The sequence below is a fragment of the Bradyrhizobium betae genome, assembly GCF_008932115.1.
Taxonomy (GTDB): Bacteria; Pseudomonadota; Alphaproteobacteria; order Rhizobiales; family Xanthobacteraceae; genus Bradyrhizobium; species Bradyrhizobium betae.
In genome coordinates this window covers 6810902-6834067 of sequence record NZ_CP044543.1, presented here as the reverse complement: position 1 = coordinate 6834067, position 23166 = coordinate 6810902, and the positions used below count along the sequence as shown (strand labels likewise).

At 63.8% G+C, this 23166-nt stretch carries 19 protein-coding genes and 2 pseudogenes; 2 read left to right on the top strand and 19 right to left on the bottom strand.

The window, feature by feature from the left end:
• Positions 1-31: 31 nt before the first annotated feature.
• The 8 genes from F8237_RS32845 to F8237_RS32810 form a co-directional block, all read right to left on the bottom strand.
• On the bottom strand, positions 32-232 hold the full coding sequence (locus F8237_RS32845; protein WP_151650217.1) for a hypothetical protein: 201 nt from the start codon (positions 230-232) through the stop codon (positions 32-34).
• 90 nt (positions 233-322) lie between these two features.
• Positions 323-970 carry a DJ-1/PfpI family protein gene (locus F8237_RS32840; protein ID WP_151650216.1) on the bottom strand — a complete coding sequence of 216 codons (648 nt, stop codon included), beginning with the start codon at positions 968-970 and terminating at the stop codon, positions 323-325.
• Positions 971-1002: 32 nt separating this feature from the next.
• Entirely contained in the window at positions 1003-3195 is a 2193-nt protein-coding gene (locus tag F8237_RS32835; RefSeq protein WP_151650215.1) for a multicopper oxidase family protein, read from the bottom strand.
• Between the two features lie 10 nt (positions 3196-3205).
• Positions 3206-4321, bottom strand: coding sequence for an NAD(P)/FAD-dependent oxidoreductase (locus F8237_RS32830; protein ID WP_259172382.1), 1116 nt, complete (start codon positions 4319-4321; stop codon positions 3206-3208).
• Between the two features lie 2 nt (positions 4322-4323).
• Complete coding sequence (locus F8237_RS32825) at positions 4324-4740, bottom strand: hypothetical protein (protein ID WP_151650214.1); 417 nt, start codon at positions 4738-4740, stop codon at positions 4324-4326.
• A complete protein-coding gene (locus tag F8237_RS32820) occupies positions 4737-7013 on the bottom strand; it encodes a LodA/GoxA family CTQ-dependent oxidase (protein ID WP_151650213.1) in 2277 nt (758 codons plus the stop codon). The genes F8237_RS32825 and F8237_RS32820 overlap by 4 nt, the downstream gene beginning before the upstream one ends.
• Positions 7014-7046: 33 nt before the next feature.
• Positions 7047-9155: a tyrosinase family protein gene (locus tag F8237_RS32815; RefSeq protein WP_151650212.1), complete on the bottom strand. Its 2109-nt coding sequence runs from the start codon at positions 9153-9155 to the stop codon at positions 7047-7049.
• Positions 9156-9545: 390 nt separating this feature from the next.
• Positions 9546-10289, bottom strand: a complete 744-nt coding sequence (locus F8237_RS32810; protein ID WP_151650211.1) for a DUF7168 domain-containing protein — start codon at positions 10287-10289, stop codon at positions 9546-9548.
• A 1103-nt stretch (positions 10290-11392) separates the two neighbouring features.
• Between F8237_RS32810 and F8237_RS37490 the strand changes: the two are divergent.
• Positions 11393-11578, top strand: a pseudogene (locus tag F8237_RS37490) (hypothetical protein); the annotation flags it as partial.
• A gap of 162 nt (positions 11579-11740) precedes the next feature.
• Here the strand turns inward: F8237_RS37490 and ccoG are convergent.
• Genes ccoG through F8237_RS32785 form a run of 4 tightly spaced genes read right to left on the bottom strand, consistent with a single transcriptional unit; the run spans position 11741 to position 15341 of the window.
• Positions 11741-13165 carry a cytochrome c oxidase accessory protein CcoG gene (ccoG, locus tag F8237_RS32800; protein ID WP_151650210.1) on the bottom strand — a complete coding sequence of 475 codons (1425 nt, stop codon included), beginning with the start codon at positions 13163-13165 and terminating at the stop codon, positions 11741-11743.
• A 7-nt stretch (positions 13166-13172) separates the two neighbouring features.
• Positions 13173-13487 carry a metal-sulfur cluster assembly factor gene (locus tag F8237_RS32795; protein ID WP_151650209.1) on the bottom strand — a complete coding sequence of 105 codons (315 nt, stop codon included), beginning with the start codon at positions 13485-13487 and terminating at the stop codon, positions 13173-13175.
• On the bottom strand, positions 13484-13993 hold the full coding sequence (locus F8237_RS32790) for a DUF2249 domain-containing protein (RefSeq protein WP_151650208.1): 510 nt from the start codon (positions 13991-13993) through the stop codon (positions 13484-13486). Before F8237_RS32790 ends, F8237_RS32795 begins: the two co-directional genes overlap by 4 nt.
• 10 nt (positions 13994-14003) lie before the next feature.
• Complete coding sequence (locus F8237_RS32785; protein WP_151650207.1) at positions 14004-15341, bottom strand: hypothetical protein; 1338 nt, start codon at positions 15339-15341, stop codon at positions 14004-14006.
• Positions 15342-15802: 461 nt separating this feature from the next.
• Here F8237_RS32785 and F8237_RS37050 point away from each other — a divergent pair.
• A pseudogene (locus tag F8237_RS37050) lies at positions 15803-16020 on the top strand (hypothetical protein).
• Between the two features lie 313 nt (positions 16021-16333).
• Here F8237_RS37050 and F8237_RS32775 read toward each other — a convergent pair.
• The 7 genes from F8237_RS32775 to F8237_RS32745 all read right to left on the bottom strand — a co-directional run bounded on the left by F8237_RS32775 (position 16334) and on the right by F8237_RS32745 (position 23157).
• A complete protein-coding gene (locus F8237_RS32775; protein WP_151650206.1) occupies positions 16334-16669 on the bottom strand; it encodes a hypothetical protein in 336 nt (111 codons plus the stop codon).
• Positions 16670-16861: 192 nt separating this feature from the next.
• Positions 16862-17941, bottom strand: coding sequence for a hypothetical protein (locus tag F8237_RS32770; RefSeq protein ID WP_162006314.1), 1080 nt, complete (start codon positions 17939-17941; stop codon positions 16862-16864).
• The gene (locus tag F8237_RS32765; protein WP_151650204.1) at positions 17938-19080 is read right to left on the bottom strand and encodes a hypothetical protein; all 1143 of its coding nucleotides are present in this window, start codon (positions 19078-19080) and stop codon (positions 17938-17940) included. The genes F8237_RS32770 and F8237_RS32765 overlap by 4 nt, the downstream gene beginning before the upstream one ends.
• Positions 19081-19130: 50 nt before the next feature.
• Positions 19131-19379 carry an acyl carrier protein gene (locus F8237_RS32760; protein WP_151650203.1) on the bottom strand — a complete coding sequence of 83 codons (249 nt, stop codon included), beginning with the start codon at positions 19377-19379 and terminating at the stop codon, positions 19131-19133.
• 89 nt (positions 19380-19468) lie between these two features.
• Entirely contained in the window at positions 19469-20485 is a 1017-nt protein-coding gene (locus F8237_RS32755; RefSeq protein WP_151650202.1) for a hypothetical protein, read from the bottom strand.
• A 98-nt stretch (positions 20486-20583) separates the two neighbouring features.
• A complete protein-coding gene (locus tag F8237_RS32750) occupies positions 20584-20889 on the bottom strand; it encodes a hypothetical protein (protein WP_151650201.1) in 306 nt (101 codons plus the stop codon).
• A gap of 252 nt (positions 20890-21141) precedes the next feature.
• On the bottom strand, positions 21142-23157 hold the full coding sequence (locus tag F8237_RS32745; RefSeq protein WP_151650200.1) for a S8/S53 family peptidase: 2016 nt from the start codon (positions 23155-23157) through the stop codon (positions 21142-21144).
• Positions 23158-23166 lie beyond the last annotated feature (9 nt).

The window sequence follows — 23166 nt, the reverse complement described above, 5'->3', positions numbered from 1 at the left end:
CACGAGATATTGCGGCGACAACCGCGGTCGATCAGGTCTTCGGCGTGTTCGCTTCTCTAGCTTCTCGCGCGAGCCGCTCTTCCCTCAGTCGTTCCTTGTTGGCGTAGAATGCCTTTTGCGCCTGCTCATGGTCGCGCATGGCCTTTTCAGCCTCGACGCGGCGTACCGCATCGCGCGCCTGTCGCTGTTCGGGGGTCAGGGGTTTGCGTCGAAAGGAAATATCTTCAGCCATGGCAAGGTAACGCGGACCATGGGCAAAAGTTCCGCCGGCCGTCGTGACGGAACCGGGCCTTCCGAGGCTGAACCGGCCCTGGGTGCTGCCCTATTGTTTCGCCCCCGATGACTTTACGCCAGGGATGGGACATTGCTTTGGCGTTGGCGGGATCGGACTGCGGACCGGTGGGTCCGGATAATATTGGGTATTCTGCTGAACCTCACGTGCCAATTCGGTGCCGCCGAGCAGCGTGATCAGCATCAGCGCCTCGTCGAGACCTGCCGAGATGCCGCCTCCCGTCAGACGGTTGCGATCCAGCACGAAACGCGGGTGTCCTTCGGCAACCTTCACCTTCGGAGCGATCGACGCAAAGCATCCAAGGAAGGCCCAGTGCGTCGTCGCAGAGTAGCCGTCGAGAAGACCTGACGCCGCCAGCAACATCGCTCCTTCGCAGACCGAGCACATGTACTTCGCGCCGGCTGCCTGCTTGGTCAGAAAATTGAAGTAGGCCCGGTGCGGATCGTTGATGATCCCGGCCAGCGCGGGGGGATCGCCGCCGGGAACCCAGACGGCGTCGTACTGGGTGCATTCCGCGAAGGATTTCGTGACCTCAAATCGAAATCCCCCGCGAAACCGTTTCAATCCCGGCTCGGCCGCGACCAGTTCGACATCGAATTCGGCCCAGTCGAACATCTCGAAGGGGCCGGCGACGTCGAGCATGTCGACGCCTTCATAGACGGGAATTCCGATTTTCATCGCGCTCGATCCTCCCTCGCCGGCAGCCGCGCTCAATGTCGATGGCCTCCCGGCATCCCGGCCGGCTTGGCGTGACGCATGCCGGCCATCCCGAGGCCGCCGCCCGGCGCGTTGAGGTCCGGCACGATCTCGATGTTCGCCATCATGCCGGCGTCCTCGTGGTCGAGGATGTGGCAATGCAGGACGTACTCGCCGATGTAGCGGTCGTACCGCGTCCTGACGCGGATCTGGTAGTTGTTCTCGACGATGATGGTGTCGCGGAATGTGTGCCACATGCCGCAATACTGGTTGGCCAGTTGCTGCTTGTCGGCATACACGATGTCCGCCTTGCAGCTGCCGTCGGGATTGTAGATCGAGATCTGCTGACCGTTGGCGTTGGTCGTGACGACGTCGATCACCTGGAACGGATTGACGTGGATGTGGAAGATGTGCGGCTCGCCCTGCGCGCTGAGCAGCCAGTCATCCGTGGTGTTGACCTCGCGCGTGAAGTTCACCACGTCGGGATCGTAGGACTTGCTGTTGACCGTGAACGCCGGGAAATTGATCGCGAAAGCAGCCTGCTGCTCCTGGCTGCCGGCCGCGGGCGAAGCAAGGTTCTCGAACGGTGCCCACGGCCGCAGGTCGCCGTCACGCAATCCGGTGCGGACGGGGTCCGGCAGCGCCGGATTGGCATCGTACAGAGCCTTGCCGACATAGGCCTGGAGGTCGCCGGTCACGGGCTGTCCGCCACGGACATGGATGTAGGCCAGCAATTGCGGCGTCGATGGCCCCTGCCCGCCGCCGTTGCCGTTGGACACGCGCTCGGCTGGCGGCGCCGCCTGGTTGAGCAGGCAATAGTCGCCGTCCGAGGGGAAGACGACGAGGACGTCGCTGCGATAGCCGGGCTGCATGTAGTTCGATTCCAGCACGCCGCCGACTTGCGAGGCGTGCACGGTGCGCATTTTGACCCGGGTCAGACCGTCGGTTGCAATCTCGAACTGCGGGATGAGCGTCGAGGGCGATGCGTTGCAGGACGCCAGAAGATCGTCCTTCTGCTGCTGGCGGTTGCCGCTCAGCGCCGAAGTCGTGATCAGGTTCGTTGCGCCGACAGCTGTTGCGCGCACGAGCTGGACGTTGACCGTGTCGTGAATGCCGGCATGAACGAAGCGCCAGCGCTGGATCTCGCCAGCCGGCACAGTGAGCGTCGGTTGCACGATGCCGTTGACGCTGGTGAAGCGGCCATTGGTGTCCCAGATCGTCGCGGAGTCCAGTTGCAGGCCGAAGTTCTCGACGACGCCGGGGCTGACCGGATTGCCTGATGTCGCGAGCGGGCACGTCCATGGTGCGTTGGCGATATTCGGCGGGCTGTTGACGTTGTAGAGCCCTTGGGTGGTGTAGATCTGCTGCCACGGGCCGCCTGCCTGGTTCGGCAGGTTGGCGAAGCAGGCATAGGCAATCTGCTGGAACAGGAACAGCTGTTCCTTCAGCGGCGTCCCGTTGTCGTCATGCAGCACCGTGTCGATATCGGCGATGGGCCGCGGGTTCTGCGGCGACGGTGGCGTATAGGGGCGCTCGCCCTTGACGACGAGGACGCCTGACGCACCGCTGGCCACCTGCACCGCCGTCGAGCCATGACGGTGTGCGTGATACCAGAACGTCCCTGCGGGATGGTCGTTCGGGATGTTGATCTCGTACGGAAACTTCGACTGCGGCGCGATGTTGAGCAGCACGTTGTCGCTGTTGCCGGCGGGCGAGACGTGCAGGCCGTGCGTGTGGAGATTGGTGGTGTTGAAGCAGCCGACCAGCGCCGGCAAGCCCAGCCCGGCCGGAGGATTCGGCAGACAGCTCGGATCGTCCTTCGTAAGCTGATTGATCAGGTCGACGCGCAGCGTATCGCCCGGCTTGACGAAGATCGCGGGGCCCGACTTGCAACCGCCATAGGAGCGCAGCTCGACCGGGTCGAGACCGTCCGGGTGCGGATCCGTCGGATCGGGATTGTTGATGAAGAAGCGACCGCGCACGAAGTTGAGCACCACCGAGACGATCGAGCCGCTGCGCGAGATCGACCCTTGCGGCCGGCAGCCGCCGACGGCCGGCGCCACGGCGGCCTCCAGTTGCACCACGCTGCCCTGTCCGGGCAACGTCGGCGGCGGCTCGAAAGCCCGGGGAACCGGTGCCGCAAATGCCGGAATACTCGATCCGAGCGCGGCAATGACAAGACCAATTCGCGCGAAGCTCTTCATCATTTTATCCGCCCTATTGTTCCGAAAGACCGTTCAAGGAATTGCTCGAAGATGCGCGCCGGCGCTGCCAAAACGGCCGCGCGGCCCAGCGCGATACGCTTCCGTAGTGCTCACTCAACGTCGTCGCATAGACTGCGGCTTCGCGCGCGACCCATGCGCCGTAACGGTCGAGGGCAGCGACATCACCGCGGACCAGGCAATCAGACGCCGCGTAGGCGGCGAACACGCCGGAGCGCATCGCCTTGACCACGCCGTGGCCGGAGATCGGATCGAAAGCGCTTGCGGCATCGCCCGCGCAGAGGAAACGGAAGCCGGCCGCCGTTGCCGCACATCGGCTGCCCGCCGGGACCAGGCGCGGCTCATCGAGCTGAATGATCTTGCTCGCGAGCGCCGAGACGAATTGCGTCCCGGCGAGCGCCGCGCGCCAGCCGTCCGGCGTGCTCAGCCTGAGGCCGCGAGCAAGATCGGCGTCCGTCATGCAGGCGAACGCGCGCCTGCCCCCGTCCAGTGCCAGCGTGTACCACCAGCCATCTTCAAACGCCTCGACGAGCAATTCCGGTGCGCCTTGCCCCGACATCGTCGCCTCGGCGTAGGCTGCGATGAGACGGTCCTGCGCTTTCGCCCGCAGACCCTGGCGATGGGCGAGTGCACGGGTGCGGCCGGTCGCATCGACGATCAGCCGGGCCGAATGGCGATCGCCGTCGTCGCAAGCGACGGACCAGCCGTCCGCCTCACGCGCAAGATGAGCGACCTTCGCATCGACGCGCACGGCGGCTCGGCAGCCTTCCGTTGCGATCCAATCGTCGAACCCGGCGCGGTCAACGCGCCATGACGGCCCGCGCGCCTCGAGCAGCAATTCGCTCGATGTCAGGCCGGGCTCGTCCCATGACGTCAGCGTGCGATGTGATGGCGCAAACTCCTGCGCCAGAAAGGACGACCACAGACCGAGCTGGCGCAGCATCGGCTGAACCAGCGGCGACAACACCTCGCCTCGTCCTTGACCCCGCCCGCGCCGCTGGTCCGGCGCGATCACGGCCACCCGAAGCTCCGGCGCGCACATTGCAAGCGCACGGGAAGCGGCAGCGCCGGCTGGCCCTGCGCCCGCAATGATGATGTCGAACGCGGCCAAGGTCAGTCGGCCCGGACAGCGTAAAACGACGCGACCACACCGGCCGGCGCCACCGTGCCCGGCGAGCCGCCACTGTGCGGGATGGTCCGGATCACCGAACCGACGATGGAAGGACGCTGGTCGACGCCGTTGGGCCAGGCCGGCACCAGCGAGCCCCAATAATCGTAGATCCATTCCTCGCCGCCGACGACGCCGGTGCCCTGGAAGCGCGCCTGCATCGGCGAGCCGTAGGCGCGCGATCCCTTCAGTGCGAGTGACCAGCCGGGGCCACCGATCGTGCCGGCCAGCAGCTGCATCGGCCCCTCCACGATCTCGATCGTGCCACGGCCGAACTCGAGATTGTTGAAGGCCGTATTGACGTCGGGATCGTTGAGCAGGCTGCGGTAGGTCCAATGTCCGACGAACGGATTGTCGCTCATGATGCCTCGCTTTTGGGACCGGGATTCGATCCTGCTGTTCGCTCGACGCTGATGTACTTGGCTCTGTAATTGTCGGCGGGCTGGACGGCCGGCTCGTAGGGGTTGCGCACGATGAAGCCGAGCTTGCACCACTCGGTCACCATCTTGAGGTCACCGACCGGCGTCTGCGGAACACCGCGGCTCCAGGTGGTCCAGACATAAGCGGGCCGGCCGTTTTGGATGGATGCGATTTCGAACGACTGCAGGGGCCGATGCGCCGGCCACCAGAGCGTGGTCCAGGTCTTCTCGTCGCGCTGCAAGCGATCGTCGTTGTCGCTGGCTGGCCAGAGATTGTTCCAGTCGGCGTAGGTGATGTTGATCGGCTGCGTGGTGCATTCGTTGAAGTCGGACTGCCAGGGCAGGCCCATGTATTTCGTCAGATCGCCCGGCTGAAGACCGGTTTCAAAATCATTGTCCTGGGCGAGCGGCGACTCCACGTTGAAGGTCGGGTCGGCGATAACGCTGCCCTGGTCCTGGTTGGCCTGGGCGGCGCTCTGGAGAAAATCGGAGACGCTGCGGTCGGCGTTGATGCGGTAAGGCGCCCAGTAGATCGAGGGGTTGCGCATCACCCAGCCGAGCTCACCGCCCGGACAGAAAGCGCCGCCGAGCACGTTGCTGAGCACGCCGCGGTCGAGTTCGCGGCCGGTCTTCGGCGGCGTCTTCGGGTAAGGCTCGAAGGGTGAATAGCCCTTGGGCAACCAGCCCTCCTCCTTCTCGTTGATGAACCAGCCGCGCGCCCATTGGCCCAGGATGAAGAGCTGGTACTCGGTAAGATGAAGAAACTTCGACGGCGTCTCGTTGGTCAGCGGATTGTCGCCGCAGAGCAGCGGCATCAGCGGCAGCGAATGGACGCGCGACGACGCCCGGTCCTGCACCTGGAAGGAATTGGCTTCGCCGGCGCGGCGCAACAGGTCGAACAGGAAGCGGCGCATCGGTCCGTAGGGGTCATCGGCCTTGGCATGGCGCGTCGGACCGGCAACCGCCGCCACGGCCATCACCGCCTCGCCCTGGCTGGCATCGCGCAGCGGCGCGTCGGACGGCGTTTCCGCCTCCAGCGGCCGCGCTGTACGCTTTGGCGTCTGCGAGAGCTTGTCGGGATCGAACGTGCCGCGCTGCGCCTGGTCGTGCGGATAGTTCGATTGCTGAAGGATGTCGTTCAGATATCGGAACTCATCCGGCCGGAACAGGATCGGCCAGATATCGCGATAGAACCACGGCCGGTAGTTGCGATTCCACGCGAGGCGACCGGCCTGCCAGTGGCGCAGCGCCGCCTGATCGCGAAACGGGATCTGCTGCGGATTGTCGTAGGTGCCGAGGGTGCCGTAGATTTCGGTGTCGGTGGCGAACTCGCGCACATAGAGATCGAACAGCACCTCGTCCATCGTGATCATGTCGAGGATCTGCGGCACGAAGCGCGGGTAGCCGACCACGACCCACGCCGGAAACTCGACGTCGACGTAGCGGGTCTGGCCGACCTGCTTCGAATACATGATCAGCCGCGCCATCACCGGACCGTCGGAGATGTCGTCGTACCAGCCGTCGGTGTTGGCGTAGTCTTCGATCTTCGGACCGAAGCTACCGCTGACGTCCATGCCCGAATTGCCGTGACCGCCGAGCACGATCAGGCGCCCCTTGTTGTCGGTCATCATCTCGCCCAGCGTGTCGATATCGAAGGGCTGCAGACCCTTGGGGGGAAACGTGGTCGCATAGCTGCCGGGGCCGCCCGAGCGATCGAAATGCGCGCGCCTGTTGGTGGTTGCGTTCACGCTGCGCGGACCGGGATCGATGATGAGGAGGTCGCGGTCCTGGCCGGTGATGTCGGCATTGCGGCGCGCACTGCCGGGGGCGTAGCCGTGCTCGCCCTTCAGCTCGGTGAACGGATACCAGGAGGACTTCTTGTTGGCGACATAGGCGCGCCACTGGATGTCGACCAGAACGCCGTGATTGCCACCGCCCTCGACGGCATCGCCGAGCGCAAGCGGGCGGCCCTCGGGAGACTCGTCGTCATAGACGAAGATCTGGAAGCGCGCGGCCTGGCGCTTCACGCGACCTTGCGCGTCCTTGAACGTCTTGACCGGGACCGGCGTAACGCCGTCGGCGCCATACAGCGGATTGCCGAAACTGTCGCAGGCCAGAGGCATCGCCGCGGGCGTCTCCGGCGCGAGATAGAATTCGGTGTCGCTGTTGCCCAGGCGTGCGATGCCGATGCCCGGATGGATTCGATACGTCGCCATGACTTCCCCGCCACCTTCTCAATCCGGAATTGCTCAATCCAGGAAATTGATCGACACGCCCTCGAGCTTCAGAAGCTCCCTCTCCTCCTGGTAATCGCCGCCGATCACCACCAGCGTGATCTGCAGGGGGCCTTTCTTCTTGAGCGCCTGCTTCGCGGCGGCCGTGACGTCGATCCGGTGGTTGCGCGGCGCATTGTGACTGCGTCCGCGCAGGTCGAAATGTCGCGGCTGGGCCGGCGGGATATCGCAATGGCCGGGACCGCCGTAGCAGGCGCCGTGTCCGAAGATCGAGATGTAGCCGGCGTAGCTCGGGTTGCCCCTGATCGGGGTCGACGCGTCGGCACCGGGCTCGTTGAGGAAGGCGCGCACGAAGCAGGAGCGCATCAGTTGCGGCACCTGGTGCAGACGGATTTCCGCGCGCTTGAAGCTGCGCGCGGCCTGCGGCACGGTGATCGGCTGCGAAACGAAGCGGCTGACCGGCGCCTCGAGCCCGACCGGCATGAAATGCGAGTTGCGCACATATTCATAGCCGAACGGGGCGATGTCGAGGGTGTCGCGGATGGTGTAGTTCCACGGCGACAGCACGGAATCCAGATCGGCCGGCAGCGCGTTCGGATTGAGCTTCTGCCACTCCGACCAGATGCGATCGATATTGACGTGGATCGGCCAGAACACCGGGTCGTAGGACGCGGTGAGGTTGCTGAACATGTCGCCGAGACCCGGCTGCGAATAGAGATCCGAGCGGGCATGGAAGCGGCGCCCCCCGACCTGCGCGGCATCGTTACGGCGGTTCGCGAGCGTCCGGACGCGCTCGGTCGCAGCCCCCGGCTGCGGCGTTGCTCCCGTCGCGGTGGGCCCGTCCTTGCAGACATAGGCCGCCTGCCCCGCGTCGGGATTCTGGCCGCCGGTCCAGATGTGCATGGTGTTGTGCGGGTTCTGGTCGAGGAAACCGAACGCTGAATCGTAGATGCTGCCGCCGCCGAAATCGCGGAAATTGTTGAGGCTGAGAATCTGCGCGATGTCGTCGGCCGAGGGGTAATGATAGTTGATGACCTGGTTGATCGTGCCGCCGCCGGCATACTCGGCCGGATAGCGCAGCGGATACCAGAGCGCGTTCGACATCAGCAGCGCATCGATGAAGCGCTGCCGGTTGGCGTTCGCGGGATCCGGCGTGACGGCCGCATAACCGATCTTGCTGATGAGGTAGCAGAAGAAGCTGTGCTGCGAGGTGAAGGTGACGCGGTCCTGCGCGAGCGCCAGGATCGCCTTCTTCTGCGCCGCCGTCGGCGCCGGGTCGAGCGCCGCCACCAGCGTCTCGGCGGCCTCCTCGGTGAGGAACGCCTTCATCGAATTCGGAATGATGCGTCCCTTGTCCGGCTCTTCCGGCCGGTACTCCGGCATGGTGAAGTCCCAGTACGGCAGCATCAACCCGGGTTCGAAATCCTGCAGGTTCTGCTCGAACTCGTAGAGATAGGCGCGGTGCCAGGGCAGGAAGCGCTCCCAGCCATGCTGGCAATGGTTCTGGTGGATCAGCGCCTGGTTGTTGTAGCTGCGCCGGTCTTCCGGCCAGCGATTGAGCGCATAGAGCTGGCGAAAGCCACGGCGCAGCCGCTCGATCTGCGGCTCGCTCATGCAATCGATGTTCATACGCCGCCTGGGCTCGCCGATACAAGCGGCCGGCGAATAGCCGTCGGCGGCCTCGGCAAATTCGGCGATGTCGCTGACCTTCACGGTCGTGGTCCTTGCCGGCTTGCCGGGCGCAAGCTCGACCGCGACGCTGGTCGCATCATCAGGGCAGCCGGCGTCGATCCAGTCGGCGATGCGGTCGATATCGGCGGGCGCGACCGCGTGCCCGCCCCATGGCAGCGCCGGGAACCGGCCGCCATCGAACGGCGCTTCGCCGCGCAATCCCTTGATCAATCCGGATGCGTCGCTGCGCGCATGGGCCGGCACACAGCAGGAATGGCCCTCCGGAACTGGCGCGACCATCTTGACGTCGAATATCTCGGCGTCCTCCAGCGCCCGCGCACCGTTGTCCCAAAACCGTCCCGCACCACCATAATCGGCGGTGCTGTCACCCGCGGCTTCATCGAGGATCGCCTTCACGCGCGCATACGCGACGGTCAGTGCTTCGGTGTCCATTCCAGCCCCCGGGGCAAGCAAGACGAAGAAGGCGGGCGAGACTAATCACAACTTTTGGGTGCTGTCATCTAAACACGCACGTTGGGCACCGTGCGCGCGCGAATATATTTCTCAGGTCGCGTGATCTATTTCATACAACCTTGATGGGATGACAGGTTTCCGGACCAGCCCTGCCAAGATGTCGAAAACAACCCCATGCACAGTAGCCCGCGTGTGTCAGATCAAGGGCTTGCACGACCCGCCTCGCGCGTCCCGCAAAGCCCGATTTGACACGTCGGGCAAAACAGTGGCATACTGCTATTATTCCGAAATACGGCGCCTCTGTTGCGGGCGTGTGCCCGGTGGCGGTGTGGCCCGGTCGAGCGAGTTCACGTCCCTTCCCCGATCCGCTCAGCTTCCCTTGCGCGTGGCCCCCGACTGCGCCCCGCCAAGACCGGGATTGATGGCCAGCGACGCGCCGGCGGCGCCGCCGGCTTCGTAGGCCGTCATCGACACCATCCGGCTGGTGCTGCGGACGGTTCGGAGCTTGAGGTCGAGCTTGTCCAATTCCGCATCGACCACCGAGGTCTTGAGGACGACCAGCCCGCGGCCGGTGCTTTCGTTGACCTGATCGCGACCGGCCTTGATCGCCACCAGCCTGTCCGCGATCGACGCCACCATCCCGAGCGCGAAGGAGGAATTGGCCAGATGCCGCTCCTGGTGGCGGAACGCGGCGTAGTCGACCGAGGTCTTGAAGCGGCCGAGCTCAGTGCGCACGGCGCCGTCGATCAATTCGGCCAGGTAATGCGCGACCTCGACATCCGCGCCGAGGCCGAAGAATACGTAGCTGTTCTCCCCGCCCGCGTTCTTCTCGCGCCAGACCCGGCAATCGCAGAAATGCGCGATCGCCCCGATGCAGTCGTCCAGGGGAATTCGCTTCTTGCGATGGGTCTCAAAGACCCTCCGTTCGCACGGCGAGGCCCGCAGCTCGACGTCGGAGAGCGACAGATCGTGGCGATCGAGTAGCTCGGCGACCTTGGCGGCAGCCGACAGCGCCTCGTCCTCGGTACAGCCATTGGCAATCGTCTTGGCGCGCAACGCCTGAATGCGGAGCTTGAGCTTGTCGAGCGCGGCGGGATTGGATGTCTGATTCACGGATTACCTGCGCGGGAAAGCCTAATTAACAGATCCCGATCGGAGACACTGGCGGAAGCGCACCACATCTCTCCTTGCCTTCCCGATCGGGATATCGGACAGCGTTTGGTAGAAGGCTGTTACCGCAGAAGGCCATTGAATGTCGAATAGACGGTGGACGATCGTCCTATTGGTTTCCGTGCTGGTTGTTTGCTCGATCGTGGCGGGCACTTGGTACTATCTCCGCAGCTGCCATGGCATGGACGCGTGCGCAGCCGTCGAAGCCGAAAGTCATGAGCGCGATAAACCAGCCGAGCCACAATAGGATTTCGGTTGAAGCATCAGGATACGCGCATCCTGCGCTGGCCTACGGTCGCGGAAACATGTGCGGAGGTTCGAGCCAAGCCTTTCAAGCCGTGGAACCTGCGGATATCGCCACCCGCCCTGGATGCTTGGCGTCTCCGATATTGCCAATGTTGTCATGCCCGGCGGGCTCTACATTCAGATCTTGGAATATCGTCTCTCTTATCGGCACCACCTTGCCGCCCTGCTCCAACGGCGCGCCGGCCGTAGGCCGCCTCGACTTTGGAGGCTCCAGTGCTGGCGGAAGGGGTGTCTTGTCAACCTCGTTGATTCAACTGGACTTTTCTTACACCTCGGAAAAATAGCTACGGTGTTTGCAACGATCATCCCAGCGATTTCTCAACCGTAGTTTTCTGCCCGTGAGCGAGGCTTGCGCCCTGCTGCCTGCCTTCAAATCGGCCGCGGCGCGGATCCATTTTGTTGATCGGACAATCTGCCGGTCACGCTGAGACGGACACCTGAGTACATGACTTTTAACCACGGGGTCCTGGGTTCGAGCCCCAGCGCGCTCACCAGGAAGCCTTTGAAATTAAATCTCGTCTTTCGAATAGCGCGAGCGCCAAGCCCGCTCTGGTTTATAATTTTGAGCCGAAGTTTACAAACCTCGTTCAGCATGCGTTCGTTGGCGGATAGCCTTGTCCGGCGTCGTTTGTCTAAGAAGGCTGGGGCGTGCGCATCGTCTCACGGGAGTGGTCGCGCGTGGTCGCCAGCCAGCTGGCCACATTCGGGACGCTCCCTACCGAGCACACTCAGAAGCGATCATGCATTCGTTGCGAGTGAGGATGTGCACCTGTGGTAGACATCGTTTCCCCGACTCGTCGCTCCCAGATGATGAGCCGGATTCGAGGAAAGGGAACCAAACCCGAGCTCTTGGTAAGAGCGCCGCACCTAGGCTGGGCTACAGATTCCGACTCCACGACCGAAGTCTTCCCGGGTCGCCCGACCTAGTATTCCCTCGCAAGCAAATTGCCCTGTTCGTCCACGGCTGCTTTGCATCGGCATCAAGGCTGCCCGTATTGCGTGCGATGCGAGACATTTGGGATCCTCACTGGGCGCTGACGGAGTGTGCCCTTTCCGTCAGTCCGGATTTAAACCTTGAGCTTGGGACGCTACCGCTCGACGAACCGATCCGTGGCAGAAATCGCGCTGCCCGTCTCGTCGCGGGCAGTGAACACGATGTCCCGGTGTCCGGCGTCCGCCGCCGTCAAGGTCACGCGCAACGACTCCGAGGCATCCGGGGCAACCTCGATGGGAGAGAGATCCTCGTTGCCGACGATGGAAAGCCTCGCATCGATGCCGCCGACGGAAAGCGTATATCGACGAGGACTGGACGACTTGTTGAGCAGCTTGACGGTATAGGCATTGCGCAGCGAGCCGTCCGACAGGTGGACGGCGACGGGATCGCGATCGTGCTGGACCGACAGCGTTGCCGAAGTCTTGGTGACGAACGCGACGCCGATGGTGCCCGCTAAGCCGACACAGGCCGCCCCAAGGCCGATCGTCTTCGGCCGCAACAGCCGGTTTCGAGGAGCCTCCCTGCGGTGTCCCCGTTCGATATTGGCCCAGCTCTCGTAGTCGATCAGCCCGCGCGGGCGCCCGAGCTTCGCCATCACGCCGTCGCAGGCATCGACGCAGAGGCCGCAATTGATGCACGCGAAGTTCGGTCCCTCGCGGATGTCGATCCCGATCGGACAGACCGCGACGCACTGGCCGCAATCGACGCAATCGCCCGCAGACTTGCCCTGAAGCCGCAACTCGGCGGCCTTCTTCGCCGAGGTTCGCTGCTCGCCGCGGTAGTCGCGATAGTTGACGGTGTAGGCCTCCGGGTCCCAGATCGCGCCCTGCAAGCGCGGCCAAGGGCACATGAACGTGCAAACCTGCTCGCGCGCGAAACCCGCCAGTCCGTAGGTCGTTCCGGTGAACACCGCGACCCAGGTCAGGACGTTGGCGGATACGTCTCCGGCGACCAAGCCACCTAACAAATCCGGCGCGTCCGTGAAATAGAAGATCAGCGTGCCGCCCGTTCCCAGCGAGATCAAAAGCCAAGTCACGTGCTTTGCGATGATCTGGGCGGTCCGTTTGGCCGTGAGAGGCGCACCGATGTTCTTGAGACGCTGGCGCCTGTCGCCCTCGATCAGGCGTTCGACGAGCAGGAACAAATCGGTCCAGACGGTCTGGGGGCATGCGAAGCCGCACCAGAGGCGGCCTGCGAGCGCGTTCGTAAGGATCAGGATGGTGGAGGCGAGCACCAACAGACCCGTGACCAGATAGAGATCCTGCGGCCAGATCTCGACGAAGAACGCATAGAGACGTCCGTTCGCGAAATCGAGCAACACCGCCTGATCGGGCGCGTTCGGCCCGCGGTCCCAGCGAATGAAGGGCGTGACGTAGTAGATCGACAGCGTCAGCAGCAGGATGCCCCATTTGATCCGGCGGATCGGACCCTTGACGGCCTGCGGCACCACGGGCAGGACAGCGGCCGCTGCAGCCTTGGCGCGCGTCTTTGCATGATCGATCTCGATGGTGATGGCCATGGCGCTGTCAGTTCACTGCGGCGAAACCGAGCGAGGTTCGGACGGCCGGCACGATGAGGTCGGGGGTCCAAGCCGGCTCGAATGTCATCCTCACGTCGACGGAAACGACCCCTGGAACGGTGGATGCTGCCGTCTGCGCCCCTTCCTTCAGGAACGAGGTCGCGGGACATCCCGGCGTCGTCGCCGTCATCGTGATGCGGACGGCGCCATCGGCCACGGCAATGTCGTAGACGAAACCGAGATCGACGATGTTCTCGCCCAGTTCAGGATCGATCACGACCCGCAAAGCGTCGCGGACAGGTTCGACGAGCGGGTCCGTCATGAGGGCGCCCTCACCGTCAATTCGTAGGTGGCACCGTCAGGGCGAAATCCGCCGAGCCAGCGAAAGCCGCGCTTTTCGAGCTGCGGGAACAGGAACACCGGCTCCCGACTCAGAAGCGACGACAGCGTCTCGCCGGGCCCGAGCTTTTCCGCTGCAGCGAGGATTCGGACCATGGGCTCTGGCGGGTCGAGGTCTCGGTTGTCGAGTTCCATGATCGGCTGGGGCCATGGGGCAAAGGGCGCGTGCTCTCCGCCGGGCGATCCAGTTTCCGCCTTTGCTTCGACAGGTGTGAACAGCACCTCCCATTCGTCGCCATCGAGGGCTCTCTCAGAGTGGGCGAATCCCCTGTCAGCCATGACCGCGAACAGAGGGACCGGCTTGAACGGTGCGTAGAGGCGGAGCCCTTGCCCCTTTTCCAGACGCTCCAGCGCGGCCATGATGACCGAGAAGGGCTCGCCTCCGCTGCGCAGGATCGGACGGGCATCGACATCCAGGTAAGCGGTCATTGCGATCTCCTCAGGTTTTGGCGAACAGCAGATGCGGCGCGACGGCACCCGCCGGCAGGCGCAACGGCGACGCGACGTCTTCCAGACGCCGTATGCGGACGATTTCGTGGACGATTCCGACCACTCCCACGGTCATCGCGACCGCGGCCATGCGGAAGGCGTCCGGCTCTTTTGCCAGCAGAGCGAGCGTCCCCATCCAGACGGAGACGTAGTAGGTCGCGAACCATTTCGTCGCCCGGCGCTCCGCGACCAGGTCCTGGACACGGGGCGTCGGCGCGCGCCCCATCACGGGGCCGTAGGTCTCGAGCCAGGTGAGGAACGCGACGATCTTGTAGAGCTTGGCGAGGACCAGCCCCGACAGCCAGCCGAAGACCGCTAGGAAGGCAAGAGCGCCCACGTGCATCGGCAGCGTTGCCGTCGAGACGAGCGCGACGCCCAAGAGCCCCGTTCCTGCCAGGCTCGCGAACGACAGCAGCGCCATCCGCATGTTCAGCTCAAGATGGTGCCGCTTGCGAGTACGGAAGATGCTGGCGAGATCCCGCCCGTAGAGGGTGGCGCAAACCAAGCCGAGCAAAGCGGCGATCGCGAGCACGGTATTCAGCCCCGCTCCGAATCCGATCGCTGCGGCTCCGCCGCCGACGATCATAGCCACGGCAAGCGCGCCGGCGACAAGCGTCAGGCGGCTCTGACGATCCTCCACGTCAGGCGCGAGCATAAACATGGCAAGCAAGCGGTAGCTGACGCCCATGGCGGTCAACGTAAGCCAACCGCCTAGCCCGGCAATGGCGTGCAGCGGGATGCCCCGCGCAAGGACGACTTCGCCGATCCGCCCGGCCCATCCGGCCAACGCGAACGCGAACACCGTACCGAACACCACGGTCGCGCAAAGAGACGCCAAGCCGACCAGGACGAATCGTGCCGGCCCCGTCGGCCTCTGCCAAGCGGTCAAACCGAGATCGACCACGACGAGGCTGAAGCCGGTGACCAGCAGCACGGCGCCGAGCGGCAGAAGCCAAGGTGCGGAAGGCAGGCGTCCGCCCAGAGCCATGAAGCCAGCGAGCAGCGATACCAGCCCCGCCGTCAGCAAGGCCAGGGCTGGCAAGGCCCAGCGCTCGGAAAACAGAGGCCTTGCGACGAGGACCGGGACGAACTGGAAGAGGGCTCCGCACATGGCGAGGCTCAGCCACCCGATGCAGACCACGTGCACCAGAACAAGCGTATCGGGTGCGGCCAGGTCTGTCGCGGGATGGCCGATGCCGACGATCATCAGGGTGAGCACGGCAAGCAACCAGGTCAGCGCCGCCGCGAAGTAAGTCATCGTCCACCGGGAAATGCTGCCGCCGATCATGATTATTCAGTGTTCCTTCCGACACGCCGAAGAGGACGCGCAGGCCACACCGGCCTGCCTAGTTCAGTCTTTGCCGGATGCTTCAGATTGCATGGCTTTCAAGCTACCTGAGGCGCCACCGAGAACTTTGCGGAGCCGCAAAGAAACCGAGATTCCGCAGTGCGATAAGCTCTAATCTAACATCGGAGTACGATAGATGAGGGTTTTCGAACGACTTCGGGAGCGCATTCGAGTTCCAGCTTGCGGAAACGACATTGACGAGGTGGACGGCTGCGAGAGACAAACCGAAGCAGACTCAGCTCGGCCGCTGCGTGGCGCGAAGGGAACGGGGCTCGCGGACAACAAAAACCTGCAGAGGAATGCCGATGCGCCGCAAGCACAAGCGTATCGCCGAAGAACACTTCCGATGCGTCGACCACTTGACGCGCTGCGAGTCTCACACTGAAATTGGCGTTTCAGTGATGTTGCGGGGTGGCGTCGTGGAAGATTTCTACAGAGGCTTCGCGCAGCGGACGCGCGATCTGGCCGAGAAGGCAGACCCGTTCACCAGGCGGCGGCTGCTCGACCTAACCCAACGATACGATCTCAAGAGCAGACCCGGATCCGGAAACGACGGTCTATGCCGCCGCCGCGCGCGACGCCGCCGGCGGTGCAGTTCTCCGGCGCAGGCGAAGCCTAAGGCGCTCCTCCCGGGCGGCGCAGTGCGGTCAGATTCTGCCTCTGTCTGTGCCAGCGCATTTCCGCGACCTGAGCGCGTTCATCGAGCGCCGCACGCTCGGCTTCGATTTCGCGAGCTCGCGCCTCGTGCTCTCGTCTGGCCTTCCGAGATCGGCCCGTGCTCTTGCGACGGCATTCTCCGGGCCCGCTCGCTCCTCCGTGCGGACCGCCTCCTCTTTCCGCCGCTCCGCCCCCTGCGGACGCGGCACGTCGTGAGACACTGGTGTCGGGCATCTCGCCTCCAGGCCTAGGCGAATTTAAGAGGTGCCTACGCCTCAATCCACCACAAGTGAATCGCGACCACATTCAAACCCTGCCCCCAGCCCGTCGGCGGTCCTTATGGCCTGCTCGTTTGCATCCCGCCCTCGACGGACGTTAACGATCGCAGCCACGCAAGAGGTCTTGTCTGCTTGCAATCTGTGGATCGTCAGCACTTGGCGGTTGTCCAAGAAATATCGATGGATGGCTGCGAATGGTTTGCCGTCACGAAGTCTCCATTCAATCACATCGTTCGGATCGGCGAACGCTCCCTCCAGCGCATCGGGGACAGTCTTTCCGCCCTCAGCCGGACGACCAAACCGCACATACTCACGAGCATCCGCGGAGAACATGCTCACGATCCAACCATCCGGACCTGACGGACAACGCTCTTCCAGAACGGGATTATCGTCAGTGCCGCTTCCCATGAAATCTACGGTGCTTGCAACGGCCGACTTGGCGGGTGTCTACGTAGCTTGCCATCGCTAAGTTGGCATGCACCCACCCGCATGAGCTCGGCTGAGTTACTCTTCACCAAGCTTCGCTCAGTCGAACGACAACGGAAGGCCCAAATCGGGGATCCTGTCTCGCAGCGGATCCTGAAAGTCGAACAACATACGTCCGGGAATCTTACTAATCTCAAGGTTCTCGATCAAGAACGCTCGGACACCGAAATGGCCCTTGAATTCTTGCCGCACCTTGTCCCAGTCCGAGAAGGAGCAGAACTTCTCCTTAGGGATGGCGCAGGGCTGCGTCGGCGGGTTCTTCTGCGAAAAGCCGAGAGGATGCCAATCGCGATAGAGGCCGCCGACAAGCTCCTTGGCGGCGTACTGCCCGCAGAAGAAGGTCTGCGCCAATTCACAATAATGCGGATAGAGCGGCTTGAAGTTGTCGAGACGATAGGTCGGAATGCCCGTGTCGCCGAATTCCCTGAGCTCGTCGTCTGACAATTTGCCTGGCTTGAGAAAGCGGTCCTGCGGCGAGACCCCGGCCTCGACGTTGCTGACGACCTGCAAAAGACCGCGGGCATTCGCCGGATAGAGATCGACCTGGAGCGGAAAGATCACCACCGAAACGCGGTAGCCGGCCACGTAGCCGATGCCGAACAAGTCGAGCGCTTCCTTGACCGTATAGCCTTTCAATTCCTCGTAGTCGGCGACGAAGGAATATTTCTGCCGGGCCGGGCCGAGCTGGGTCAGCGCGTCAATCCCCAGCGCGGCATCGGAGGGACTACGCGAGATCAGGCGGATGACGTAGCGCACGCGCCTGTTGCTCGCGAGGTCGTCGATCGCCGCGTTGACGGGCTTCCTACGGATCGGATCCTGAGACACGTAGAACAGCGCCAGCGAAGGGCCAGCCGCGGAGAACAGGATGCCGCCGACCAAGCACAGGAAGAATGCCACCTTGAAGAACGAAGTCACCTCCTCAGGCTTCGACCTGAGCGCAATGCAGGCGAACACGGTAGTGATAAGCAGCAGGATCAGTCCGACCGCCAGCAGCGACGCGGTCGAAGAGGATGCCAGCACGAAGCTCAGCACCTGAACAAATCCCTCGACAGCCTTGTCCATATCATCTCCCTCCATCATGAAGCCTAAAGAGTGCACAGCCCGCTCGTGCCAGCTCATTCCTTCTGGGCAGAGCAGCGCTCGCCCGAGAAGCTCGCGAATGCCGCGCAGGTCTTGAAATTGAGCGAGAGCTTGTAAAGGTCCGTCCGTTTCGCAGTCTCCTCGTCGCGCCCTTTCTGATAGGAGAAGGCAAGTGCGACGTTGGGATTGATGTCGTATTTGAGGGTGCTGTCGAGCCGACTGCCACTCTGCCCGGAGTAGATTTCTCGCCACCAGTGATAGGTCACAGCGCCGCTCAGGCCAGCGAGCGGTTCGGCCCAGCCAGGCAACGTGGCGCCGAAATCGGTGACACGGAACAGAAACGTCGCTTCGGGACCGATACGCAGCGAACGACCCAGACCGGAGAAGCCAATTGGCGCGAGGCCGCCCTGGCGCTCATCATATTGCACCTTGAGTTCAGGACGGAAATTGGTAGTCACAAAGGTGCCCGGAATTTGCCGGTTAACGCGCAGATAAATCGGCATCCATTCGAGCTTGGCTTGTCCTGTGACCCGGTCCAGGGTGCCGTCTCGGGTCTCAAGCCAGCTGCCGCGAACATAGTCTGCGCCTCCGATCGGATTGATGAAACCGATCTCGCCGCTCCCACCGATGGTGACCGCATCTCGGTTGTCGTCGCTCGCCGCCGCGGAATGAGCCTCCCTGTCGACCTTCACATACGATGCCAGGCTGAGGCCGATGAAGGGTGAGTAGTCTTCGTTGAGATAGCTGTAGGCGAGACCGACCAGGCCATTGACCTGCCAGATCGTGTCTGCGGCCGTGTTGTTGCGCGACCAGGACACCTCCGCGCCGGTCGCCTTCTCATTGGGCTGCGGTCTGCCGAACAAGTCGACATCGGCGAAGTCCTTGCGCACGAACCAGATCAAGTCACTGCCCGATTCAGGTCTGGCGAGCGCCTTGACCGCCAACGCATGAGGGGGGGCCGGCATAGCCCGCAAGCGGGGTGCAACCGCCGCGATGGGCCGCTCTGGACTGCAGTCTCGCTTGAAGCGCTTGTGCGCATAGTCCCGCGCGACCGCGCTCCAGTTCGGTTCGGCCGCAGGACCAGTCTTGTAGCAGGCGAAGATGTCGTCTGCAGCTGCCGCAGCGGCAACCGCTTGCCCGACAAAGACACAACCCGTGACGGCAATGGTCACACTCATTCGCCTCATCGTTGCCCCCTTTGACTCGAAAGACTGGACTCCGGCCCGCCTCAACCTTCGGCGACGTGGACCTTCTGGAAGATCAGCGTCACGATGTCCTTCACTTTCGCGCAGGCCGCGAATTCGCTCGGCGTGTAGCTGGCGCCACGCCAACCTCGCAAATGCCGACCGATGTCGTAAATGTCGTAGGCGTCGAGGCCGAGATCGTCCGCAAGCGAGGTGCCGTCGGTCGCCGATGGCCATTGGCGATGGAAATAGTCGAGGACGTATTGCTCCACTCTGTCGCGTGTCGTTGTCATGGCTTGCTCCAAGGTTGAAAAACCTGAGGTCGCGTACTTGCATCTGCTGCCGCGCGACCTCGCTCATTGAACTTGCACTCGGCGGCGCTTCACTTGCCGAACAGAGGGCCCACGGACTGCAGAATGACCGCCGTCACTGTTCCTTTCGCGCCGTCAGCGGCCGTATTGCCGAGGCCGAGGTTGGCGGGCGAAGGAAAGCTGCCAGGCGATCCCCCGCCCGTGGCCTTGCACCAGCCATTCGCCGGCGCGCCCTGCCCGCCAGGTCCCGGATTGCCGGGGTTGCCGCCTCGACCGGGAAGCCCAGCCCTGCCGCCGACATTGTTGGTCCGCGAATAGCTCAGGACCTCGTAGGCAGGCTTTGTGGTGACGAAGATGAGATCGGCGCCTTGTCCGCCGGCTCCGGCATCACCGCCGCGTCCTCCGGCGCCGGCAGCGCCTCCCGTCCCACCCGGGCCTCCGCCTTCCTTGCAATCGAAAAGGCTGGTAGCGCCCTCCTTGCCGTTTCCCGCCCGACCGCCGTTGCCGCCCCTTCCGCCGGTGCCGCCATCACCGCCGTCAATGCCGCGGAAGAGAAGAACGAGATTGAGGAGGCCCGCTGGGATCGGTCCTTTCGGGTCTGTGATCTCTCCCGCGACCAGATAGACATCGGGCAACTGCCGGGTCTGTCCGGCCACGGCCGGGCCGCCGGGGCCGCCGGGATAGCCGGGATTGCCAGTCCGATTGGTCTCGCCGGGATTGTCGGCGCCGTTGGGGCCGACGGGGCCGTCGCTGCCGAGGGCGGCCGCGGTCTGCGGATCGCGCTGGATGATGCTGTAGGCATCAGGATTGGCGAACTTGATGCGTTGCGCGGCCACCACGATGTAGGGATGATTCAAGCCGGTCAGCGTCAGCTTTGCCCCCGCCGCGAATGAGATCTCGTCCGCCTTGATGATCTGCTGCGAGAACTTCTCCTCGCCGCTTATCGGAATCAGCGTCTGCGTCAGCGGCGCCGCCTTGATCGCCGCCGCGATGTCGGGCGGCAGGGAGCCTGTCGGAATTTGCTGTTGCGCCAGCGCGACACTGGGTAAAAGCGTCGCTAAGCAGGCCACCGTTCGAAGACTCTTCATCTGCAATCTCCTAGGTAATGATCGGTTGGAATCGGCAGTCGGTTTTCGACGCGCGGTGCCTAGACATCAGGCCGCTCGCCTTTTCGTCCGAAGAGACCCTAGCGGGAGCCCGGAATCGGGAAGCGCACATTCCCCTCGGCGCTATCCCGCGTCACGTTGCCGCCGAGCGAGACATCGCGGTTGACGTTGAGCCGCGGCTCGTTGGTGCCAGAATCACGACTGATGTTGGGATAGGTGGTCGGAGCTGGGCCTGGTGCGCGGAAGTTCTGCAATCGCTCAGTGTCGGTTTGCTGATGCGGCTGATAGTTCGGCGTCAGGCTCTGAAAGTTCTGACCCGACGCCTGGGATGTCAGCAGGGCCGAGCTGATGAGGCCGGCCATGATGCAGATGGTGGAGCAGCGCATTGAATCCTCCTAATTGACGTGTTCGTACGGGAGGAAATATGCCGGTGCGCCGTGAGGCGATCGTCAGCAGATCGCAAGAGCATCGTCAAAAATGCAGCTGGCGAGGACGCCTTTCGCAGTCACGCTGCGTTCATCGCACGCCAACGGCGTCGCAGCGCAAGAGACATCGAATGCAGGCTGGAAATCCTAGCGCGCGCGGTACGTTTGCCGGCGTGCTGCAATCACGCCGGCAATCAGCCGCGACGGCCAAGCTCAGCGCGAGTCTGGACTGCGCGGATAGGTCCGCGGCGGCAGGCGGGGATGGCCGCTTGGGCGCAGGATGAAGCTACCGATGCGAGCCTTGTCGCGCGGCGACGCGGCGACTGCGTCCTGTTTGATCGGCTCGAGCACAGCCGCGCCTGGTGGTGGGACAGCGGAGTTGGCGACAGGGCCGTCGGTCACGGCACGCAACTCCAGAACCGGACCGGGCTGCCGCGATTCAAGATAATCGGCGAGCCTACGCACAAGCTGCGGCGCGGCCACGCTGGTGCCGCGCATCGCCACTACCGACCCGCTCCAGGTGCCGGCCGCGAGCACGCCCCAATGCGCAGGTCCCTGGTCGGCAATCCCGGCACAATCGGGTTCGGCGCGCCCCCGGGTCGGCCCGCTTGCGCTATACTCTGCCGGCTCGCCCGCAGCATCCACGGCGGCGACCACGAGAGCGCCCGCGCCGGTCGCGAGCGCTGAGAGCGTGTCTTCGCGCGTCATCGGGCAGCCGCTGCTCGGCCCGGTATAGCTGCCATCGCGCGCTGCCCGCTCATAGCCCGCGTCGTGATCGAAATAAGACTGGCGGCCGTGCTGCACATAGCCGAGTGGCGTATCATCGCGCTGGATGTAGAGATGCGCGGTCAGCGGCGCGTCCGATCCGTTGGCGATAGCAATCCGCCAGCGCCCGGCCGGCGCAGCAGGCCGTTCGCTCCAGCGCGCGCTGGTCGGATTGACCGACAGATGAAAGCGGACGCGGTCGGGCTGGCCGGGAACGACGGCCAGGTGGCCATAGATGGCGGCGATCGGCTTGCGGTCGTCTTCCAGCACCTGCACGTCGCCGTCTTCAAATGCATCGATCATGCGCGGCATCTCGCCGGGCGGTGTTAGGCTGACCCCAATGCGCGGCATTTGCTGCGCGATCGCGTCACCATCGAGCCAGATCTCGATATAGTTGGGTGTACCGTCGTCGGGCAGCATGACCCAGTCGAGATGGTGTGTAGCGCCTGACGTCAGGTCCATACGCGCCGTGGTCCGCTCGCGATAATTGTTGCCGGCTGGCAGCACCAAATAGGTCGGGCCACCGAGCTGGTTGCGGCGGTCGATCATCTCCGACAGTGCCTGCTCGATCTCGTGGGTGCCGTCCTTGGGGCCGGCCGCGATGCCATAACTGAAATTGATGACGAGCGGCAAACTCGTGCTGATCTTGTCTGCCCATAACATGATCTGCCGCGCCCCCTGCAATACGTAGCTCGCCATGGTCACGCCCGTCGTGTCGCCGGATGCCGCCGATGGCAATTGCACGGCAAACAGAGGCCGCTTGTCGGCGACATCCTCCGTGGCCGGATCATAGCCGCCAGCGAGATCGAGGATATGGGTGCCATGGGAGACGCGCTGCGCCAGCGGCTTCCGCTGTCCATCGCCAAAACCGATCAAGCCAAACGCCCGGTAAATGTCAGCCTCGCTGGCATGGGCCGCAAACAGCTTGTCGAGGTCGTCGCCGCGCAGCCGTTGACCGGTGGCGACGCCGAAGTCCTTCGTTGGTCGTTCGACATCCTGCAGCCAAATCGCTCGGATGCGCGAGTTTCCACCTTTGCGGCGAAAACGGTGGTTCGCGAAGGCGATGCCGTCGTCGATGATACCGATCGCGACCTGCCGCGTCAGATCCGTCCAGGGCTTGCCGAGATCCGTCGGCTCGGCGATTCCGGTCTCGAAGCGGAGGCCGGGTATCGGCGGACCGACATAGACGGTCTTGAAAAGACCGTTGGCACGAGGACTATTGGCGATGCCTTCGGGGCGATAAATGAAAAAACGGACATCGCGCGGATCCGTCGGTGGCGGGGCATGGTTGGTGCGAATGCGGTCGATCAGCGTCGTCAGCATGGCTAATTCGTCAGCCGACATGCGGACCGTCAAGGCGTCCGCCGGCTCGTCCGGCTCGCGGCCGGCTTCGACGACGGCGGCGAGTTGCTCGAGATGTGCGACGTACCCCCCGTCGGCATCCGCCAGCAGCTCAATCCGCACGCTGCACCA

Excerpts from the sequence above, each read along its gene's own strand:
- F8237_RS32840 (WP_151650216.1), bottom strand. The coding sequence starts at position 970 with ATGAAAATCGGAATTCCCGTCTATGAAGGCGTCGACATGCTCGACGTC.
- F8237_RS32795 (WP_151650209.1), bottom strand. The coding sequence starts at position 13,487 with ATGACGGACCCGCTCGTCGAACCTGTCCGCGACGCTTTGCGGGTCGTG.
- F8237_RS32835 (WP_151650215.1), bottom strand. The coding sequence starts at position 3,195 with ATGATGAAGAGCTTCGCGCGAATTGGTCTTGTCATTGCCGCGCTCGGA.
- F8237_RS32825 (WP_151650214.1), bottom strand. The coding sequence starts at position 4,740 with ATGAGCGACAATCCGTTCGTCGGACATTGGACCTACCGCAGCCTGCTC.
- F8237_RS32845 (WP_151650217.1), bottom strand. The coding sequence starts at position 232 with ATGGCTGAAGATATTTCCTTTCGACGCAAACCCCTGACCCCCGAACAG.
- F8237_RS32765 (WP_151650204.1), bottom strand. The coding sequence starts at position 19,080 with ATGAGTGTGACCATTGCCGTCACGGGTTGTGTCTTTGTCGGGCAAGCG.
- F8237_RS32775 (WP_151650206.1), bottom strand. The coding sequence starts at position 16,669 with ATGTTCTCCGCGGATGCTCGTGAGTATGTGCGGTTTGGTCGTCCGGCT.
- F8237_RS32815 (WP_151650212.1), bottom strand. The coding sequence starts at position 9,155 with ATGGACACCGAAGCACTGACCGTCGCGTATGCGCGCGTGAAGGCGATC.
- F8237_RS32750 (WP_151650201.1), bottom strand. The coding sequence starts at position 20,889 with ATGCGCTGCTCCACCATCTGCATCATGGCCGGCCTCATCAGCTCGGCC.
- F8237_RS32770 (WP_162006314.1), bottom strand. The coding sequence starts at position 17,941 with ATGAGCTGGCACGAGCGGGCTGTGCACTCTTTAGGCTTCATGATGGAG.
- ccoG (WP_151650210.1), bottom strand. The coding sequence starts at position 13,165 with ATGGCCATCACCATCGAGATCGATCATGCAAAGACGCGCGCCAAGGCT.
- F8237_RS32755 (WP_151650202.1), bottom strand. The coding sequence starts at position 20,485 with ATGAAGAGTCTTCGAACGGTGGCCTGCTTAGCGACGCTTTTACCCAGT.
- F8237_RS32820 (WP_151650213.1), bottom strand. The coding sequence starts at position 7,013 with ATGGCGACGTATCGAATCCATCCGGGCATCGGCATCGCACGCCTGGGC.
- F8237_RS32760 (WP_151650203.1), bottom strand. The coding sequence starts at position 19,379 with ATGACAACGACACGCGACAGAGTGGAGCAATACGTCCTCGACTATTTC.
- F8237_RS32785 (WP_151650207.1), bottom strand. The coding sequence starts at position 15,341 with ATGATCGGCGGCAGCATTTCCCGGTGGACGATGACTTACTTCGCGGCG.
- F8237_RS32790 (WP_151650208.1), bottom strand. The coding sequence starts at position 13,993 with ATGACCGCTTACCTGGATGTCGATGCCCGTCCGATCCTGCGCAGCGGA.